This is a genomic window from Streptomyces sp. NPDC048420, assembly GCF_040651535.1.
GTDB lineage: Bacteria > Actinomycetota > Actinomycetes > Streptomycetales > Streptomycetaceae > Streptomyces.
The window spans coordinates 108,125-126,011 of sequence record NZ_JBEZKG010000012.1 but is presented as its reverse complement, the minus strand read 5'-3'; the positions used below and the strand labels follow the sequence as shown (position 1 = coordinate 126,011).

Sequence of the window (17,887 nt, the reverse complement as noted above, 5' to 3'; positions counted from 1 at the left end):
AGGGAGAGGTGATGGTCAGTTCGTCGCACGAGGCGATGCACCGGATCTTCCAGAAGGATCCGGCGCTGCTGACACGGGCGTTGCAGCAGGTCCTCGGCGTACCCATTCCCGAACCACGTGAGTTCGCCGCCATGAACGTCGATGTCACCGAGGTCGAGCCGGTGGAGCGGCGGGTCGACACGTTGTTGCGGGCGGAGACCGACGAGGGGGCCTACCTGCTGGTCGTGGAGTCGCAGGGCAAGCCGGACAAGCGCAAGTGGGGCAGTTGGCCGTACTACCTCAGTTACCTGTACGAGAAGTACCGCTGTGAGCCCGTCCTCATCGTCGTCACGCAGAACAGCGCGACGGCCCGGTGGGCGGCGCAGCCGATCCATCTCGGAGTGCGGGGGTGCCCCTCGCTGACCGTGCGCCCCTTCGTCCTGGGCCCGGACAACGTGCCGGTCATCGCGGACGAGCGGGAGGCCGCACAGGACGTACCCCTTGCGGTGCTCTCGGCGATGACACATGGCCGGGGGCCGAAGTCCGCGGCCATACTGGAGTCGCTGGCAGCCGCCCTGCGGACCATCGACGCGGAGAGCGCAGCAGTCTTCGTGCAGTTCGTCGACTCATGCCTGGCCGATCCCCAGGCGCAGCAGATCTGGAGGGACCTGATGACGGCGATCAACTACTTCTGGCGGCACCCGCTGGCGGAGCAGGTGCGGGAGCAGGGGCGCGAGCAGGGACGGGAGCAGGGCCGCGAGGAAGGCATGGTCAGGGACCGTGCCCAGATGACCCTGCGCATCCTGGAATGGCGGGGCATCCCCGTACCGGATGCCGTACGCGCCCGCGTGGAGGCCTGCTCCGACCTCGACCAGCTCGAAACGTGGGCCCAGCGCGCGGTCCACGCGACGACGGCGGACGACCTGTTCGCCGACGGCCAGGGCTGACAGCAGGTGACATCGAGGCTCGCGTCGTCTCGGTTCCGGGACCCTCGCTGGACGAAGTACGACCTTCTTGATGCGATCCTCGTGCGCTGCCCAACCTGCTCCAAGGTGGCCCATGTCGAGCCGTTCCCCCGAAGTGTCGATGATCCGGCTCCATCGATGTTCGCCAAGCGCCGTCTAGTCTGCCGCAACTGCGGGCTGTCGAGGGAGTCGAAGGGAGGAGGCGTCCACTTCTTCCGGGGCACGGGACAGGCTGTGGATCCCTATTTTCACGAGCCGCTGTTCCTTCAGACCGAGACGCGACATGGCTGGCTGTGGGCATACAACCCGGAACACCTGGAGTTGATCAGGCAGTTCGTGCAGGCCTCCCTGCGGGAGCACGCTCCCTGGCATGAGCCGGGCCGCAGGATGACGGCCGTGGCTCGTCTGCCGACCTGGATCAAAAGGGCAAGGAACCGCGCTGAGGTGCTGCGCGCCATTGAACGCATCCGGGCCTCGCTGATGGAATGACACGGGCCCGCCCACACCTCTTTCCGGGTGCCGCTCTCGCTCCGATCCGGTTCCGGTGGCCATCGCCGCCTGACAACGTCTTTCTGCACTAATCCAACCCCAGCGCGACTGCTCGGCAGCCTAGGGTTGCTCGTGATCGCAGAGTTGGGGGTAGGGATGGGGCGGGGACGGTTGCTGCGTTGGGCTGCGTGGGCTGGGCTGGTGAGTGTCCTTGCTGCGGGGACGGGATGCACGGATCGTTCGGAGGCGGCAGAAGGGCCAAGAATGTCGGGCGCAGCCCGGTCATACCTGTCGAAGGTGCTGGACATCATGGAGAAGAATGCGCTCCTCCGCCATCAGGTCAAGTGGACGGAGGTACGCCGCCAGGCGTTCTCGCAGGCCCGGGCCGCGCAGAAGCCGTCAGACACCTACGACGCGATCCGCTTCGCCCTTCGGACAGTCGGCGATGGGCACAGTTCCTTCTTCGATCCCAAGCAGGTTAAAGAGGTGATCGAGGCTCCGCCCGACTCTTCCTTCCAAGGGCCGGAGGCTCGCTCGCTGGGGAGTCACGTGGCGTACGTGTCACTGCCTGCAGTACAGGGATCTGACGTGGTGTACAAGCGGTATGTGCGGCAGGGCCGCGAGGCGGTGGCGAAGGCTGACCGCCCGGGGGCGTGCGGCTGGGTCGTGGACCTGCGCGGCAACCACGGTGGGAACATGTGGCCCATGCTCGCCGTCGCAGGCCCGGTTCTGGGGGACGGCAAGATCGGCGTGTTCGTGGATCCCGACGGTAAGAAGTACCCGTGGACGATCCAGAACGGCAGCCCGAGAGAGAACGGCAGACCGTTCGATTGGGGAGACAGCGCTCCCGTGGCCGACCCTGCCGCCCCGGTCGCGGTCCTGACCGACGGGGGAACGGCCAGCGCGGGTGAGGCGGTGGCGGTCGCCTTCCGGGGGCGACCGCAGACCCGGTCCTTCGGCGAGGACACGTACGGCGTCCCCACCGGGAACAACGACCATCGCCTCTCCGACGGTGCCTTGCTGGTCCTCACAGAGGTCAAGGACGCTGACCGTACCGGCCGTAGCTACGATGCGCCGATCTCTCCTGACGAGGAGATCCCCACCATGAAACTGAGGAGCGGAGCTCATGCGGACCAAGTTCTGCAGGCAGCGGAGAACTGGCTGCGCAAGCAGGCTGAGTGTCAGTGACGTCGGCCGTCAGGCGGCGGCTGCCATCGCCGCCGTGGCGGTCCGCGTCTGACGTTGTGCCGGTTTCCGGGTGAGGCGGCGGATCACGAGCTGACTGCGGCCCTGGTGGCCCCGGTGCGTAAGAGCTCACAAGACGATCTTGTTGAGGTGTGTCGGTCAGGCGTGACCAGTCTGGTGATTCGGCCGTTCGGAAGGATGCGATGACTTGGCCGTGGATCGTGGCCGCACCCCCCGATCGTCCGCTCGACTTTCCAACGGCGGGGAAGCACGATGGAGCCCTTGACTCCTTTGGGCCGGGAGACGATGCGCAGGGTGAGCCAGAGGCGTTCGCGGGCCGAGTCGACGAGGTCGCCGGCGTAGCCGCGGTCGGCCCAGACCTGAAACGGGGACTGTGGCACACAACAGAGCCCCATCCTGGTCAAGTTGCATGAGAAGGCGTCACCCGGCGGGGGCGTGGTGGTGGGGGCAGGCACAGCGGTGCACCAGTAGAACCCCGTGACCGTGAGGCAGCGACACGTCCTTCGTCTGTCGGCATTCGCGGTGAAGGTCCTTGTAGCCCGGCTGCTGGGCGAGGGCGCACTCGGCTGACATGGTCGAGGTGTCCGGCGCGGTCATGAGAAGACGCCACCGCTGCTCGCCGAGTTCAGGGCGCGGGTGCGTTCCCGCATGGCGTGCTGCCGCTCCTCGTCGGTGGCACGGCGGACGAGAGCAGGGTCGGCGTCCCACTCGCGCCCGCCTGTAACCGGCCGGAGCTGAATGTACGGGCCTTCGTGACCCATGACGTAGCCCAGCTTGTTGCGCTCGGTGTCGAGGACCAACGTGCCCTGCGGCTCAGTCATCACGTGTCGCCCCCCGCCGGATCGCTTCGGCCAGGCGCGCGGCGACGTCTGAGCGCACCCGCCCCAGCTCGATCAGCCGCAGTTGAGGGGAGGCGGGATCGACCCTCAGCGAGGGCAGGACGATCCCGACATCGGACAGCGCTGCTCTCAAGGTCTCCGCCGCTGTGTGCGGGTCGACGTTGTTGCGTTCCTTCGTAGCCATGAACCGGACGCTAGAAGCGGGCAGTTGTCCGGCGGTACGCTGTTTTCTCGAATTTGCTCGTCATGTGTTCGAGATTGCTGGTGTTTTCTCTTGGACCCCACCTGACCTCGTAGAACCGGGCCACGGCTCCGGCCATGCTGTTGGATCAAGACTCCTCGAAGGGAGAGCGTCCATGGCTCGTCAGCTGCGCTTCACCGGCACAGACAGCAAGGTCGACGGTTGCCCCGCCCTGCACACGGACGAGGGCACCGGCGAGATCATCGTGCAGGGCACGCCCATCACTGACCCCGAAGACCTCGCACAGCTCCAGCACTTCGGGGCCGACGAGGCGGCGGTGGCCGTACCGCGCGAACTGCTCGTGAACTGGGGACCGAAGGAGGTGGAGCGGGTGTCCGACATCGTGGACCGGGCCACCTTCCGCCGTCTGTTCGAGACCTTCCAGCACACAGCCTGGCGGCTGGAGACGCGGCGTGGATACGCGTCGGACCGACAGGACCCCGACTTTCAGGTGTTCTTGGCGACCGGCGCCTCGCCCTGCGACCCCAACGAGCCCTGGCTTGTCAACATCAAGACCCAGACCGACGCGGGCAAGACCGTCGGCCGCGTACGCGTCGCCGACTGCCCACCCACGACGGAACAGCTCTTCCTGCTCGACTACGCCCGGCACAACGCCGCGTTCGGCGAGGACGTCCGGTACCTGTGGCGCGAGGACGCGGCCGGCCTGCCCGCTGAGGACTTCTGGATCTTCGACTCGCGCCTTGTTGCGCTGCTGCGCTTCGACGACGAAGACGACCTGCTGAACATCGAGCTGATCACCGAACCGGCCGAGGTCGTGCGCTACGCCATGGTGCGTGACGCGGCGATGCACCACGCCATCCCGCGCGACCAGTTCGCCGCGCAGGTGGCCGAGACCGAATAGCGCGTGACCGGTGAGCACTGACTACCAGCAGGCACGGGCGGCGTTGGGGACGCGACTGCGTGAACTCCGCTTCACGTGCCCTGGTGGTCGGCTCACCGGTCAGCAACTCGCCCAGCGGCTCGGCTGGCCGGGCTCCAAGGTCAGCAAGCTGGAGAACGGCAAGCAGACGGCCACCCCCGAGGACCTGAGGGCGTGGGCCGACGCAACCGAGCAGCCGGGGGCGTACGCCGAACTCGCCGCCCGGCTGGCGGGGTTCGAGTCGCACATCAGGTCATGGCGCAGAGCGCTGGCGAACGGCTTCAAGCCGCTGCACGAGGGACTGAGCGCCGAGATCGACCGCACCTCGGACATGTGGGTCTGGGAAGAGTCCGTGATCGCAGGACTGTTGCAGACGCCCGAGTACGCGCGCCACGTCATCCAGCGCTATTCCGAGCTGTTGGGCGGGGCGAGTGACATCGAGGCCGCCGTGCGTTCCCGGGTGCAGCGACAAGAGTGGCTGTACCAACCCGGACGCAAGCTGCACGTCCTGATGTGGGAAGCGGCGTTGCGGTCGCTGATTTGTCCGCCCTCCGTGCTGGCCGCGCAGGTCGACCGCCTTACCGGGATGCTCGGGATGGACACGGTGGAGCTCGGCATCATCCCGTTCACCGCGTCCGTCAAGATCGTGCCCGCCAACGGCTTCTGGGTCCTTGATGAGCGGCTGGTGGTCGCGGAGGACTGGCACGCCGAACTGTGGTTGGACGACGCCGACAACATCGCCTTGTACAAGAAGGTCTGGAAGACCTTGAGTGAGTCGGCCGTGTACGGGGCCGACGCCCACAACGTCATCAGCTCTGCCCGCCGCGCTCTGAACCTGCGTTGAGGCTTGTCTGGCAGGGGAGTTCGCGATTCGGCGGGTGCGCGTGGTTCACGACCGGCTCGAAGATCTCCGTCGCGCGCATCACCCTGACCAACTCGTCGTACGCCTCGTCGGCCCGTGGCCGAGAGCTTCACGATGTTCGGCCCACCGCTTGGTCGTTTCGCGAACTGAGGAGTCTCCGCCTACGCCGCCAGCAGCACCGGCGCAGTCGCCGCCCCCCGCCGCTTCCGCGGCCCCGCCTCATCCCGGCGCGCAGCGAAGACGTACACCCGCAACACCACGAACCGCCCCACGCCCGCGAGGCCGGACGCGCCCAGATAGACGACCTGCTCCGTCAGCAGGCCCGGGGATGACTGCACCAGGTGCAGGACGAACACGGCGATGCTGGTCACCGCGTACGCGGCGGTGGCCGAGCCCGCCGACTGCCAGTGCTCGCGCCAGCCGGCAGCGCGACCCTTGCCGAAGGTGAAACGGGCGTGGAGTTCGGTGCACAGGACGGTCGAAGCGAGAGTGACGACGGCGTTCGCGACCGCCCACGGCGTGGCCATGGCGAGTAGGGGTACGGCGAAGCCGGCGAGGACTCCGACACCGCCCCCGAGAACCACGAACCGTAGGAATGCGGCGAGGGAGCCGGGCTGCGGTGCGCGCGGCGACTTCATGATGGGCTCCTCCCGTTGTGGTTTCCGACTCTGGAAAAGCTACGTTGCGTTCATGAGGCTGGCAACACTGTTGTTGCGCTAAAACGCGCTAGATGCAGGTAGAGGGTCGTAATTCATTGCAATGGTTCTGGCATTAATGCAACGTCATGCGAGTGTTCGTTGCAATGGAAAGGTGGTGAACGCCATGCTCGCCCGAATTAATGCAAGCACGCTTGCTTGTTTTGGCCCCTCCTGCCATCCTCGCCCCATGGCCGACCCCACCCACGTCATCGACGACCTCCGCGCGGAGAGCGACGAAGTCGACCTGTTGGTAGCCGAGTTGAGCGAGGAGCAGTGGGCGCTCGCGACCCCCGCCCCCGGCTGGACCGTCGCCCACCAGATCGCTCACCTCGCCTGGACCGACCACTCCTCCCTGCTGGCCGTGACCGACCCGAAGGCCTTCTCCCGCGAGGTCGAGAAGGCGCTCGCCGCGCCCGGGGACTTCGTGGACAACGGCGCCGAGGAGGGGGCCGCCAAACCGCCCGCCCGGCTGCTCGCCTACTGGCGTGCCGGACGTGAGGACCTCGCGGAGGCTCTGCGTGCGGCCCCTGACGGCGCCCGTTTCCCCTGGTACGGCCCGCCCATGTCCACCGCCTCCATGGCCACCGCCCGCCTCATGGAGACCTGGGCCCACGGCCTGGACGTGGCCGACGCGCTCGGCGTCACCCGCACCCCCACCGACCGGATCCGGCACATCGTCCGCCTCGGCGTCCGCACCCGCGACTTCTCCTTCGGCGTGCACGGACTGACCCCGCCGTTCGAGGAGTTCCGCATCGAACTCACGGCCCCCTCCGGGGAGTTGTGGGTCTACGGCCCCGAGGACGCCGCCGACCGCGTCACCGGCCCCGCCCTCGACTTCTGCCTCCTGGTCACCCAGCGCGCCCACCGCGCCGACCTCGCCCTGACCGCCGTAGGGGAGGACGCCGACCGCTGGCTCGACATCGCCCAGGCCTTCGCGGGCCCACCCGGCGCCGGCCGCCCGGCAAAGGGAACGGCTGCCGGCCGCCCCGCGAAGGGAACGGCTCCCGGGCACCCGGCGGAGGAATCCGCTCCTGGCGACCCGGCAAGGGGATCGGCTCCCGGGCGCCCGGAGGAGGACGCGGCTCCCGGCTTCCCGGAGGAGGACGTGGCTCCCGGGCGCCCGGAGGAGGACGCGGCTCCCGGCCTCCCGGGGAACGGCGCGGCACCCCACCGCGAGGCAAAGGAATCAGCCCTCGGACGCCTGGCAAAGGAATCAGCCCCCGGACGCCTGGCGGAGGAATCAGCCCCCGGACGCCTGGCGGAGCAATCAGCCCCCGGACACCTGGCAAAGGAATCAGCCCCCGGACACCCGGCGGAGCAAACAGCCCCCGGACACCCGGCGGAGCAAACAGCCCCCAGCCGCCCCCCGAAGGACCCCGCCGAATGACCCTCCGCATCGGCAACGCCTCCGGTTTCTACGGCGACCGCTTCGACGCCCTGCGCGAGATGCTCACCGGCGGTGAACTCGACGTCCTCACCGGTGACTACCTCGCCGAGCTGACCATGCTCATCCTCGGCCGCGACCGGCTGAAGGACCCCGGAGCCGGATACGCCCGCACCTTCCTGCGTCAACTCGAGGAGTCCCTCGGCCTCGCGCACGAGCGGGGTGTCCGGATCGTGGCCAACGCGGGCGGGCTCAATCCGGCCGGACTCGCCGACGAGATAAGGGAGTTGGCGAGCCGCCTCGGCCTGCCGGTCCGCGTCGGCCACGTCGAGGGCGACGACCTGACCCGGGACCACCCCGGCGCCCTCGCCGCCCACGCCTACCTCGGCGGCTTCGGTATCGCCGTCTGTCTGCGGGAGGGCGCCGACGTCGTGGTCACCGGAAGGGTGACGGACGCGGCTCTCGTCACCGGTCCCGCCGCCGCCCACTTCGGCTGGGGGCCGGGGGACTACGACCGCCTCGCGGGGGCCGTCGTCGCCGGGCACGTCCTGGAGTGCGGGACACAGGCGACCGGCGGCAACTACGCCTTCTTCACCGAGGCCCGGCGCGATCTGAGAAGGCCCGGCTTCCCCCTCGCCGAACTCCACGAGGACGGCACCGCCGTCATCACCAAGCACCCCGGCACCGGCGGCTTCGTCGACGTCGGCACGGTGACCGCCCAGCTGCTGTACGAGACACAGGGCGCCCGGTACGCCGGACCCGACGTCACCGCACGCCTCGACACCATCCGGCTCACCCAGGACGGCCCCGACCGGGTCCGGATCTCCGGCGTACACGGCGAGGCCCCGCCCCCCACCCTCAAGGTCGGCCTCAACCGGCTCGGCGGCTTCCGCAACGAGGTCACCTTCGTCCTGACCGGCCTGGAGATCGAGGCCAAGGCGGCGCTGGTGCGGGAGCAGATGGCCCCCGCGCTCAGCAAGGTCGCCCACACCCGCTGGGACCTGGTCCGCACCGACCGCCCGGACGCAGGGACGGAGGAGACGGCGAGCGCACTGCTGCGGCTCGTCGTCCGTGACCCCGACCAGGGAGTCGTCGGGAAGGCGCTCAGCGGGGCCGCCGTGGAACTGGCCCTGGCCAGCTACCCCGGGTTCCATGTGCTGGCACCACCCGGGAAGGGCTCGCCCTATGGGGTCTTCGAGGATGTGTACGTCCCCCATGGAGCCGTGGACCATGTGGCCGTCCTCCACGACGGGCGACGGATCCCTGTGTCACCGATCTCTGTGGCACCGGCCCAGGAGACCGCCGTACTCGAGAACCTGCCCAACCCACCCCTCCCTGAGCCCCTGCCGCAAGGCCCGACCCGTCACGCGCCACTCGGCCTGATCGCCGGCGCCCGCAGCGGCGACAAGGGCGGCAACGCGAACGTCGGGGTGTGGGCCCGCACGGACGAGGCCTGGCGTTGGCTCGCCCACACCCTCACCGTCGACCGCCTCCGCGAACTCCTCCCGGAGACAGCGGAGTTGAAGGTCGCCCGCCACGACCTGCCCAACCTCCGCGCCCTGAACTTCGTCGTCGAGGGCATCCTCGGCGAGGGCGTCGCCGCCCAGCACCGCTTCGACCCGCAGGCCAAGGCCCTCGGCGAATGGCTGCGCTCCCGCCACCTGGACATCCCGGAGGCCTTGCTATGACCGTTCTGCCGACCACCCTGGACCCCAACAGCCCCGACCACCGGGCCAACCGCGAGGCCATGCTCGCGAAGCTGGACCAGCTGACCGCCGAGCACGCGAAGGCTCTCGCGGGCGGCGGCGAGAAGTACGTCGAGCGGCACCGAAGGCGCGGCAAACTCCTCGCCCGCGAGCGCATCGAACTGCTCCTCGACCCCGACACGCCCTTCCTGGAGCTGTCCCCGCTGGCCGCCTGGGGCAGTGCCTCCCCCGAGTACGCAGTTGGCGCCTCCCTCGTCACCGGGATCGGGGTGGTGGCGGGCGTGGAGTGCCTGATCACCGCCAACGACCCGACCGTACGCGGGGGCGCGAGCAATCCCTGGTCGCTGAAGAAGGCCCTGCGCGCCAACGACATCGCGCTCGCCAACCGGCTGCCCTGCATCAGCCTCGTCGAGTCCGGCGGCGCCGACCTGCCCTCCCAGAAGGAGATCTTCATCCCGGGCGGGGCCATCTTCCGCGACCTGACCCGGCTGTCGGCGGCCGGAATCCCCACCGTCGCCGTCGTCTTCGGGAACTCCACGGCCGGCGGCGCGTACATCCCCGGCATGTCCGACCACGTGATCATGGTCAAGGAGCGGGCCAAGGTGTTCCTCGGCGGCCCGCCGCTCGTGAAGATGGCCACCGGTGAGGAGAGCGACGACGAGTCCCTCGGCGGCGCCGAGATGCACGCGCGCGTGTCGGGCCTCGCGGACTACTTCGCCGTGGACGAGCAGGATGCTTTGAGGCAGGCCCGCAGGGTCGTGGCCCGCCTCAACCACCGCAAGGCGTACGGCGATCCGGGCCCCGCCGAGGCCCCCAAGTACGACCAGGACGAACTCCTCGGCATCGTCCCCGGCGACCTCCGCACACCCTTCGACCCGCGCGAGGTCATCGCCCGGATCGTCGACGCCTCCGACTTCGACGAGTTCAAGCCCCTGTACGGGACGAGCCTGGCGACCGGCTGGGCCGAACTACACGGCTACCCGATCGGTGTGCTGGCCAACGCCCAAGGGGTCCTGTTCTCCGAGGAGTCCCAAAAGGCGGCCCAGTTCATCCAGTTGGCCAACCAGCGCGACATCCCCCTGCTCTTCCTGCACAACACCACCGGCTACATGGTCGGCAAGGAGTACGAACAGGGCGGCATCATCAAGCACGGCGCGATGATGATCAACGCGGTGAGCAACTCGAAGGTCCCCCACCTCTCCGTCCTGATGGGCGCCTCCTACGGCGCCGGCCACTACGGCATGTGCGGCCGCGCCTACGACCCCCGCTTCCTCTTCGCCTGGCCCAGCGCCAAGTCGGCCGTCATGGGCCCCCAGCAGCTCGCGGGTGTGCTCTCCATCGTCGCCCGCCAGTCGGCGGCCGCGAAGGGAGCGCCGTACGACGAGGAGGGTGACGCCGCCCTACGCGCCATGGTGGAGCAGCAGATCGAGTCCGAGTCGCTGCCCATGTTCCTGTCCGGGCGGCTCTACGACGACGGCGTCATCGACCCCCGCGACACCCGGACGGTCCTGGGAATGTGCCTGTCCGCGATCCACACCGCCCCCTACGAGGGCGCACGCGGCGGCTTCGGCGTCTTCCGGATGTGAGGAAACCCTTCAGTGATCACTTCTGTGCTCGTCGCCAACCGGGGCGAGATCGCCTGCCGGATCTTCCGCACCTGCGGTGAGTTGGGAATCCGAACGGTCGCCGTGCACTCGGACCCGGACGCGAACGCCCTCCACACGCGCGTGGCGGACACGGCCGTACGACTCCCCGGAGCGGCCCCCGCCGACACCTACCTGCGCGCCGACCTGATCGTGAAGGCGGCGATCGCGTCCGGCGCCGACGCCGTGCACCCCGGCTACGGCTTCCTGTCCGAGAACGCCGACTTCGCGAGGGCGGTCCTCGCCGCCGGCCTGGTCTGGATCGGCCCGCCCCCGGCCGCGATCGAGGCGATGGCGTCCAAGACGCGCGCGAAGGAACTGATGGGCATCGCCTTGCTGCCCGAGGTCACCGAGGCCGACCTGCCGGTGCTGGTGAAGGCGGCCGCGGGCGGCGGAGGCCGCGGAATGCGCGTCGTGCGCCGGCTGGAGGACCTGGCCCCGGCCCTGGAGAGCGCCCGCGCCGAGGCCGCGAGCGCCTTCGGCGACGGCGAGGTCTTCGTCGAGCCGTACGTCGAGGACGGCCGCCACGTCGAGGTCCAGATCCTCGCCGACACCCACGGCACGGTCTGGGCCCTCGGCACCCGCGACTGCTCCCTTCAGCGCCGCCACCAGAAGGTGATCGAGGAGGCCCCGGCCCCCGGGCTCCCGGAGGACCTCACCGAGGAACTGCACCGACTGGCCGTACGAGCCGCACGCGCGGTGGACTACGTGGGCGCGGGCACGGTCGAGTTCCTGATCTCCGGCTCCGACGGCAGGGCCCACTTCCTGGAGATGAACACCCGCCTCCAGGTCGAACACCCGGTCACGGAGGCGGTGTTCGGCCTCGACCTGGTGGCGGAACAGATCCGGATCGCCGAAGGTACCCCGCTGCCCGACGAGCCCCCACGCGCGCGTGGCCACGCCGTCGAGGCCCGCCTCTACGCCGAGGACCCGTCGCGCGACTGGACCCCGCAGACGGGCACCCTGCACCGCCTGTCCCTCTCACCCGCGGTCCGCCTCGACACGGGGTACGAGGACGGCGACCCGATCCCCGTCCACTACGACCCGATGCTCGCGAAGGTCGTCGCCCACGCCCCCACCCGCGCGGAGGCGCTCCGCAAACTGTCCGGCGCCCTGGAGAGAGCGACGATCCACGGCCCGATCACCAACAGAGATCTGCTGGTCGACTCCCTGCGCCACAAGGAGTTCACCACCGCCCGCATGGACACGGGCTTCTACGACCGCCACCTCGCGGAACTCACGACCCGGCCCACCGACCCGTACGCCCCCCTCGCGGCGGCCCTCGCGGACGCGGTCGGCCGCTCCCGATTCGGCGGCTGGCGCAACCTGCACTCGGCCCCGCAGACGAAGCGGTACGCGATGGCGGGGGAGGAGCACGAGGTCCACTACCGCCACACGAGGGAGGGTCTGGCGGCGGACGGGGTCCGGGTGCTCCACGCGGACGCGAGCAGGGTCGTACTCGAAGTGGAGGGCGTGCAGCGGAAGTTCGAGGTGACGAGGTACGGCGACGAGGTCTACGTCAACGGCACGACCCTCAAGGCCCTACCCCGCTTCCCGGACCCGACGGCCCAGCTGGCGCCGGGTTCCCTGCTGGCCCCGATGCCGGGAACGGTGGTGAGGGTGGCGGAGGGCTTGGCGGAGGGCTCCGCCGTAGAAGCCGGAGAGCCCTTGCTGTGGCTGGAGGCGATGAAGATGGAACACAAGATCACGGCCCCGCACACGGGAACGCTCAGCGAGCTGAATGCAGTCGTCGGCCAGCAGGTGACGGTCGGCTCTCTACTGGCAGTAGTCCGATCCACCTGAAGGAGCCACATGCCCACGATCGAAACCGATGAGCACAAGGCCCTCCGAACAGCCGTATCCGCCCTGGGCAAACGCCACGGCCGCACCTACGACCGAGAGGCACTCTGGTCCGAAGCAGCCAAACTCGGCTACCTCGGCGTCAACCTCCCCGAGGAATACGGAGGCGGAGGCGGCGGAATAGCCGAACTCTCCATCGTCCTGGAAGAGCTCGGCGCAGCCGGCGCCCCCCTCCTGATGATGATCGTGTCACCCGCCATCTGCGGCACGGTGATCGCCCGCTTCGGCACGGATTCCCAGAAGCGGGACTGGCTCCCCGCACTCGCCGACGGCACCCGCACCATGGCTTTCGGCATCACGGAACCCGACGCCGGCTCCAACAGCCACCGCATCAGCACCACGGCCCGCCGCGACGGAGCCGACTGGCTGCTCACGGGCCGAAAGGTCTTTGTCTCCGGTGTCGACATAGCGGACGCCACCCTCATAGTCGGCCGCACGGAGGACTCCCGGACCGGCCGCCTGAAGCCCTGCCTGTTCATCGTCCCGCGAGACGCCCCGGGCTTCGACAGGCGCCGTATCGAGATGGAACTGGACGCCCCGGAAAAGCAGTTCGAGCTCACCCTCGACGAAGTACGCCTCCCCGCCGAAGCCCTCGTAGGAGACGAGGACGCAGGCCTCCTGCAGCTCTTCGCAGGCCTCAACCCCGAACGCATCATGACCGCGGCCTTCGCGATCGGAATGGGCCGCTACGCCCTCGCACAGGCCGTCAAGTACGCCAAGGACCGCACGGTCTGGAACACCCCCATAGGCGCCCACCAGGCCATAGCCCACCCCCTGGCCCAGGCCCACATAGACCTCGAACTCGCCCGCCTGATGATGCAGAAGGCGGCCCACCTCTACGACGAGGGCGACGACGTGGCCGCGGGAGAAGCCGCCAACATGGCGAAGTACGCCGCCGGCGAGGCCTGTGTGAAGGCCGTGGACCAGGCCGTCCACACCCTCGGCGGCAACGGCCTCACCCGGGAGTTCGGCATCGCCTCGTTGATAACGGCCGCGCGCGTGGCTCGTATCGCACCGGTGAGCAGGGAGATGATTCTCAACTACGTCTCCCACCAGACCCTGGGCCTGCCCAAGTCGTACTAGGCCGCCTTGGAGGAACCGTGTTCCGCAGTGAGTACCCAGACGTCACGCCGGTAGAGCTCCCCATCCACGACGCGGTGCTGGCCCGTGCCGCCGAGTTCGGGGACGCGCCCGCCCTGATCGACGGCACCGACGGCACCACCCTCACCTACGCCCAACTGGACGCCTTCCACCGCCGGGTCGCCGCGGGCCTGGCGGAGGCGGGCGTCGCCAAGGGGGACGTACTCGCCCTGCACAGCCCCAACACGATCGCCTTCCCGACCGCGTTCTACGCCGCCACGCGCGCGGGTGCCTCCGTCACGACCGTGCACCCGCTGTCCACGCCGGAGGAGTTCGCCAAGCAGCTCGGCGACTCGGCCGCCCGCTGGATCGTCACCGTCGCCCCGCTCCTGGAGACGGCACGGCGGGCCGCCGAACTCGCGGGCGGAGTACGGGAGATCTTCGTCTGCGACAGCGCCCCCGGACACCGTTCCCTCATCGACATGCTGGCCTCGACGGCCCCCGAGCCGGACATCGCCATCGACCCCGCGACGGACGTGGCGGCACTCCCGTACTCCTCGGGCACCACCGGCACCCCCAAGGGCGTGATGCTCACCCACCGGCAGATCGCCACCAACCTCGCCCAGCTGGAACCGGTGATGTCGGCGGGCCCCGAGGACCGCATCCTCGCCGTCCTGCCCTTCTTCCACATCTACGGCCTCACGGCCCTCATGAACGCCCCCCTGCGCCTCGGCGCCACCGTCGTCGTCCTGCCCCGCTTCGACCTGGAGACCTTCCTCGCGGCGATCCAGAACCACCGCATCACCGGCCTGTACGTGGCCCCGCCGATCGTCCTCGCCCTCGCCAAGCACCCGCTGATCGAGGAGTACGACCTCTCGTCCCTCCGCCACATCATCAGCGCCGCCGCCCCGCTGGACGCCGAACTCGCCGCCGCCTGTTCGGCCCGGCTCGGCCTCCCGCCCGTCGGCCAGGCGTACGGCATGACGGAACTCTCGCCCGGCACCCACGTCGTCCCCCTGTCCGCCATGCGCGAGGCGCCTCCGGGGACGGTCGGCAAGCTCATCGCCGGCACCGAGATGCGGATCGTCTCCCTCGACGACCCCGACAAGGACCTCGACATCGGCGAGCCCGGCGAGATCCTCATCCGCGGCCCGCAGATCATGAAGGGCTACCTCGGCCGCCCCGACGACACCGCCGCGATGATCGACCCCGACGGCTGGCTGCACACCGGTGACGTCGGCCATGTCGACGCCGACGGCTGGCTGTTCGTCGTCGACCGGGTCAAGGAGCTCATCAAGTACAAGGGCTTCCAGGTGGCCCCCGCCGAACTGGAGGCCCTCCTGCTCACCCACCCCGGCATCGCCGACGCGGCCGTCATCGGCGTCTACAACGAGGACGGCAACGAGGTCCCGCACGCCTTCGTCGTCCGCCAGCCCAGCGCCCCCGAGCTCTCCGAGGGCGAGGTCATGATGTACGTCGCCGAACGCGTCGCCCCCTACAAACGGGTCCGCCAGGTCACCTTCATCGCCGGGGTGCCCCGCGCCGCCTCCGGCAAGATCCTCCGACGACAGCTCAGGGAACGCGTATGACGCTCATCGCCCGCACACGCGCGCGTGCCGTCGAGACCCTCACCCTCGACTCCCCGCACAACCGCAACGCCCTCTCGGCCGCCCTGGTGGGGGAGCTGGCCGCCGCGCTGACGGACTGCGCCAAGGAACCGGACGTCCGCGCGATCGTCCTCACTCACACCGGCAACACCTTCTCCGCGGGCGCCGACCTGAAGGACCCGCCGGACCCGAACTCCCTGGTCGGCCTCCTGCGCCAGATCGTGGAACTCGGCAAACCGGTCGTCGCCCGGGTCACCGGACACGTCCGCGCGGGCGGCCTCGGCCTCCTCGCCGCCTGCGACATCGCGGCCGCCTCCACGGAGTCGACGTTCGCCTTCACGGAGGTCCGGATCGGGCTCGCCCCCGCGGTCATCTCACTGACCCTGCTGCCCCGCACCGACCCCCGCGCGCTGGCCCGTCACTACCTCACCGGCGAGCGCTTCGACGCGGCCGAGGCGGCCCGCATCGGCCTGGTCACGGCGGCGGGCGACGACGTGGACGCCGTACTCGAACCCATCCTCGACGGTCTGCGCCGCTCCGCCCCCGAAGCCCTGGCCGAAACGAAACGGCTGCTCACAGCTAGGGTGCTGGAGACCTTCGACCGGGACGCGGCCGACCTGACCGCGCTCTCGGCCCGGCTGTTCGCCTCGCCGCACGCGCGCGAGGGCATGACAGCCTTCCTGGAACGACGGGATCCCTCATGGGTGGTGTGACCACGATCGGCGACCGGGCCGAACGCGTACCCAAGCAGGACCGCAGCCGCGCCACCCGGCAGCGCCTCCTTGAAGCCGCCGTGGCCTGCCTCGCGGAACACGGCTGGGCCGGCTCCACGGTCACCGTCGTCGCCGAGCGCGCCGGCGTCTCCCGAGGCGCCGCCCAACACCACTTCCCGACCAGGGAGGACCTGTTCACGGCGGCGGTCGAATACGTGGCAGAAGAGCGTTCCACGGCCCTGCGCGCCCTGTTCCCGCAGGGCGCGGCGGAAGACCGCCGCGCGGTGATCTCAGCCCTCGTGGACCTCTATACAGGCCCGCTGTTCCGCGCCGCCCTTCACCTCTGGGTCGCCGCCTCCAACGAGGAGCAACTGCGCCCCCAGGTCACCGAACTGGAGGCGCGCGTAGGCCGGGAGACCCACCGGATCGCGGTGGACCTGCTCGGCGCGGACGAGTCCCGCCCGGGAGTCCGGGAAACGGTCCAGGGCCTCCTGGACATGGCAAGAGGCCTGGGCCTGGCCAACCTCCTCACGGACGACGCGGCCAGACGGGACCGTGTGGTGGAGCAGTGGGCGGGACTACTGAACGAGGCGCTCTAGTCGGCGATCCCCCCATACCCCTCGATGTCCCGAGGATCCCGAGCCGGGGGCCCCACATACCGCGCGGAAGGCCGCACCAACCGCCCCGTCCGCTTCTGCTCAAGAATGTGCGCCGACCACCCAGCAGTACGAGCACACGTGAACATGGAAGTGAACATGTGCGCCGGCACCTCCGCGAAGTCGAGCACGATGGCCGCCCAGAACTCCACGTTCGTGGCCAGCACCCGATCCGGCCGCCGCGCATGCAACTCCGCAAGGGCCGCCTTCTCGAGCGCCTCCGCGATCTCGAACCGGGGCGCCCCCAGCTCATGAGCCGTACGACGCAGCACACGCGCGCGTGGATCCTCGGCCCGGTACACCCGGTGCCCGAACCCCATCAGCCGCTCACCACGATCCAGCGCCTGCTTGACGTAGGCCTCTGCGTCGCCCGTCCGCTCGATCTCCTCGATCATCCCGAGCACCCGGGACGGAGCACCTCCGTGCAGCGGCCCGGACATCGCTCCCACGGCCCCCGAGAGAGCCGCGGCGACATCCGCCCCCGTGGAGGCGATCACGCGCGCGGTGAACGTCGACGCGTTCATCCCGTGCTCCGCGGCCGACGTCCAGTACGCGTCCACGGCGGCCACATGCTTCGGATCCGGCTCCCCACGCCAGCGGATCATGAACCGCTCGACGACGGACTGCGCTTTGTCGATCTCCCGCTGCGGCACCATCGGCAGCCCCTGCCCGCGCGCGGACTGGGCGACGTAGGAGAGCGCCATCACGGCGGCCCGGGCGAGGTCGGCCCGCGCCTGTTCGGCATCGATGTCGAGCAGCGGTTTCAGCCCCCACACCGGGGCGAGCATGGCGAGCGCCGACTGGACGTCCACGCGGATGTCCCCGGAGTGCACCGGGATCGGGAACGGCTCGGCCGGCGGCAGACCGGGATTGAAGGCGCCGTCGACCAGCAGCCCCCACACGTTGCCGAACGAGACATGACCGACCAGATCCTCGATGTCGACGCCCCGGTACCGCAGCGCGCCGCCCTCCTTGTCCGGTTCGGCGATCTCCGTCTCGAAAGCGACGACGCCTTCGAGGCCGGGTACAAAGCCGGGGTCAAAGCCGGGGTCGAAGTCGGACATCAGGCGGCTCCTCAT

General features: G+C 69.7%; 16 protein-coding genes and 1 pseudogene. 13 read left to right on the top strand and 4 right to left on the bottom strand.

Going from position 1 to position 17,887, the window contains the following annotated elements; genetic code table 11:
- The first annotated feature begins 11 nt into the window (after positions 1–11).
- From AB0D34_RS23500 to AB0D34_RS23490, 3 genes are all read left to right on the top strand, one after another.
- Positions 12–926, top strand: coding sequence for a hypothetical protein (locus tag AB0D34_RS23500; protein WP_362664385.1), 915 nt, complete (start codon positions 12–14; stop codon positions 924–926).
- Positions 927–1,031: 105 nt separating this feature from the next.
- Positions 1,032–1,433, top strand: a complete 402-nt coding sequence (locus tag AB0D34_RS23495; RefSeq protein ID WP_362664383.1) for a hypothetical protein — start codon at positions 1,032–1,034, stop codon at positions 1,431–1,433.
- Positions 1,434–1,697: 264 nt separating this feature from the next.
- Positions 1,698–2,621, top strand: coding sequence for a S41 family peptidase (locus tag AB0D34_RS23490; protein WP_362664381.1), 924 nt, complete (start codon positions 1,698–1,700; stop codon positions 2,619–2,621).
- A 611-nt stretch (positions 2,622–3,232) separates the two neighbouring features.
- Here AB0D34_RS23490 and AB0D34_RS23485 read toward each other — a convergent pair.
- A complete protein-coding gene (locus AB0D34_RS23485) occupies positions 3,233–3,460 on the bottom strand; it encodes a hypothetical protein (protein ID WP_362664379.1) in 228 nt (75 codons plus the stop codon).
- Entirely contained in the window at positions 3,453–3,662 is a 210-nt protein-coding gene (locus AB0D34_RS23480) for a hypothetical protein (protein WP_362664377.1), read from the bottom strand. Before AB0D34_RS23480 ends, AB0D34_RS23485 begins: the two co-directional genes overlap by 8 nt.
- A 172-nt stretch (positions 3,663–3,834) precedes the next feature.
- On the opposite strand from AB0D34_RS23480, the gene AB0D34_RS23475 reads away from it, so the two are divergent.
- Positions 3,835–4,581 (top strand): DUF6879 family protein, encoded by a 747-nt coding sequence (locus tag AB0D34_RS23475; RefSeq protein ID WP_362664375.1) that lies wholly within the window; start codon positions 3,835–3,837, stop codon positions 4,579–4,581.
- A gap of 10 nt (positions 4,582–4,591) precedes the next feature.
- Positions 4,592–5,443, top strand: coding sequence for a helix-turn-helix transcriptional regulator (locus tag AB0D34_RS23470; protein WP_362664373.1), 852 nt, complete (start codon positions 4,592–4,594; stop codon positions 5,441–5,443).
- Positions 5,444–5,622: 179 nt separating this feature from the next.
- Here the strand turns inward: AB0D34_RS23470 and AB0D34_RS23465 are convergent, their stop codons facing one another.
- Positions 5,623–6,099 carry a GtrA family protein gene (locus AB0D34_RS23465; protein ID WP_362664371.1) on the bottom strand — a complete coding sequence of 159 codons (477 nt, stop codon included), beginning with the start codon at positions 6,097–6,099 and terminating at the stop codon, positions 5,623–5,625.
- Between the two features lie 247 nt (positions 6,100–6,346).
- Here AB0D34_RS23465 and AB0D34_RS23460 point away from each other — a divergent pair.
- The 8 genes and pseudogenes from AB0D34_RS23460 to AB0D34_RS23425 all read left to right on the top strand — a co-directional run.
- Positions 6,347–7,126, top strand: a pseudogene (locus AB0D34_RS23460) (TIGR03084 family metal-binding protein); the annotation flags it as partial.
- 416 nt (positions 7,127–7,542) lie between these two features.
- Positions 7,543–9,231: an acyclic terpene utilization AtuA family protein gene (locus AB0D34_RS23455; RefSeq protein WP_362664369.1), complete on the top strand. Its 1,689-nt coding sequence runs from the start codon at positions 7,543–7,545 to the stop codon at positions 9,229–9,231.
- A complete protein-coding gene (locus AB0D34_RS23450; protein ID WP_362664367.1) occupies positions 9,228–10,835 on the top strand; it encodes a carboxyl transferase domain-containing protein in 1,608 nt (535 codons plus the stop codon). Before AB0D34_RS23455 ends, AB0D34_RS23450 begins: the two co-directional genes overlap by 4 nt.
- 12 nt (positions 10,836–10,847) lie before the next feature.
- Positions 10,848–12,695, top strand: coding sequence for a biotin carboxylase N-terminal domain-containing protein (locus tag AB0D34_RS23445; RefSeq protein ID WP_362664365.1), 1,848 nt, complete (start codon positions 10,848–10,850; stop codon positions 12,693–12,695).
- Between the two features lie 9 nt (positions 12,696–12,704).
- Positions 12,705–13,835, top strand: coding sequence for an acyl-CoA dehydrogenase (locus AB0D34_RS23440; protein WP_362664363.1), 1,131 nt, complete (start codon positions 12,705–12,707; stop codon positions 13,833–13,835).
- A 17-nt stretch (positions 13,836–13,852) separates the two neighbouring features.
- Positions 13,853–15,421, top strand: a complete 1,569-nt coding sequence (locus tag AB0D34_RS23435; protein WP_362664361.1) for a 4-coumarate--CoA ligase family protein — start codon at positions 13,853–13,855, stop codon at positions 15,419–15,421.
- On the top strand, positions 15,418–16,152 hold the full coding sequence (locus AB0D34_RS23430) for an enoyl-CoA hydratase family protein (protein ID WP_362664359.1): 735 nt from the start codon (positions 15,418–15,420) through the stop codon (positions 16,150–16,152). The genes AB0D34_RS23435 and AB0D34_RS23430 overlap by 4 nt, the downstream gene beginning before the upstream one ends.
- Positions 16,140–16,751 (top strand): TetR/AcrR family transcriptional regulator, encoded by a 612-nt coding sequence (locus tag AB0D34_RS23425; protein ID WP_280858379.1) that lies wholly within the window; start codon positions 16,140–16,142, stop codon positions 16,749–16,751. The genes AB0D34_RS23430 and AB0D34_RS23425 overlap by 13 nt, the downstream gene beginning before the upstream one ends.
- Here AB0D34_RS23425 and AB0D34_RS23420 read toward each other — a convergent pair.
- Positions 16,748–17,872: a citrate synthase 2 gene (locus tag AB0D34_RS23420; RefSeq protein WP_362664357.1), complete on the bottom strand. Its 1,125-nt coding sequence runs from the start codon at positions 17,870–17,872 to the stop codon at positions 16,748–16,750. The two genes, AB0D34_RS23425 and AB0D34_RS23420, sit on opposite strands and share 4 nt — an antisense overlap.
- Between the last annotated feature and the right edge of the window lie 15 nt (positions 17,873–17,887).

What these genes read in the sequence shown, in the direction of transcription:
- AB0D34_RS23420 (WP_362664357.1), bottom strand. Translation starts at nt 17,872, where the DNA reads ATGTCCGACTTCGACCCCGGCTTTGACCCCGGCTTTGTACCCGGCCTC.
- AB0D34_RS23485 (WP_362664379.1), bottom strand. Translation starts at nt 3,460, where the DNA reads ATGACTGAGCCGCAGGGCACGTTGGTCCTCGACACCGAGCGCAACAAG.
- AB0D34_RS23440 (WP_362664363.1), top strand. Translation starts at nt 12,705, where the DNA reads ATGCCCACGATCGAAACCGATGAGCACAAGGCCCTCCGAACAGCCGTA.
- AB0D34_RS23425 (WP_280858379.1), top strand. Translation starts at nt 16,140, where the DNA reads ATGGGTGGTGTGACCACGATCGGCGACCGGGCCGAACGCGTACCCAAG.
- AB0D34_RS23465 (WP_362664371.1), bottom strand. Translation starts at nt 6,099, where the DNA reads ATGAAGTCGCCGCGCGCACCGCAGCCCGGCTCCCTCGCCGCATTCCTA.
- AB0D34_RS23490 (WP_362664381.1), top strand. Translation starts at nt 1,698, where the DNA reads ATGTCGGGCGCAGCCCGGTCATACCTGTCGAAGGTGCTGGACATCATG.
- AB0D34_RS23430 (WP_362664359.1), top strand. Translation starts at nt 15,418, where the DNA reads ATGACGCTCATCGCCCGCACACGCGCGCGTGCCGTCGAGACCCTCACC.
- AB0D34_RS23475 (WP_362664375.1), top strand. Translation starts at nt 3,835, where the DNA reads ATGGCTCGTCAGCTGCGCTTCACCGGCACAGACAGCAAGGTCGACGGT.
- AB0D34_RS23450 (WP_362664367.1), top strand. Translation starts at nt 9,228, where the DNA reads ATGACCGTTCTGCCGACCACCCTGGACCCCAACAGCCCCGACCACCGG.
- AB0D34_RS23455 (WP_362664369.1), top strand. Translation starts at nt 7,543, where the DNA reads ATGACCCTCCGCATCGGCAACGCCTCCGGTTTCTACGGCGACCGCTTC.
- AB0D34_RS23500 (WP_362664385.1), top strand. Translation starts at nt 12, where the DNA reads ATGGTCAGTTCGTCGCACGAGGCGATGCACCGGATCTTCCAGAAGGAT.
- AB0D34_RS23480 (WP_362664377.1), bottom strand. Translation starts at nt 3,662, where the DNA reads ATGGCTACGAAGGAACGCAACAACGTCGACCCGCACACAGCGGCGGAG.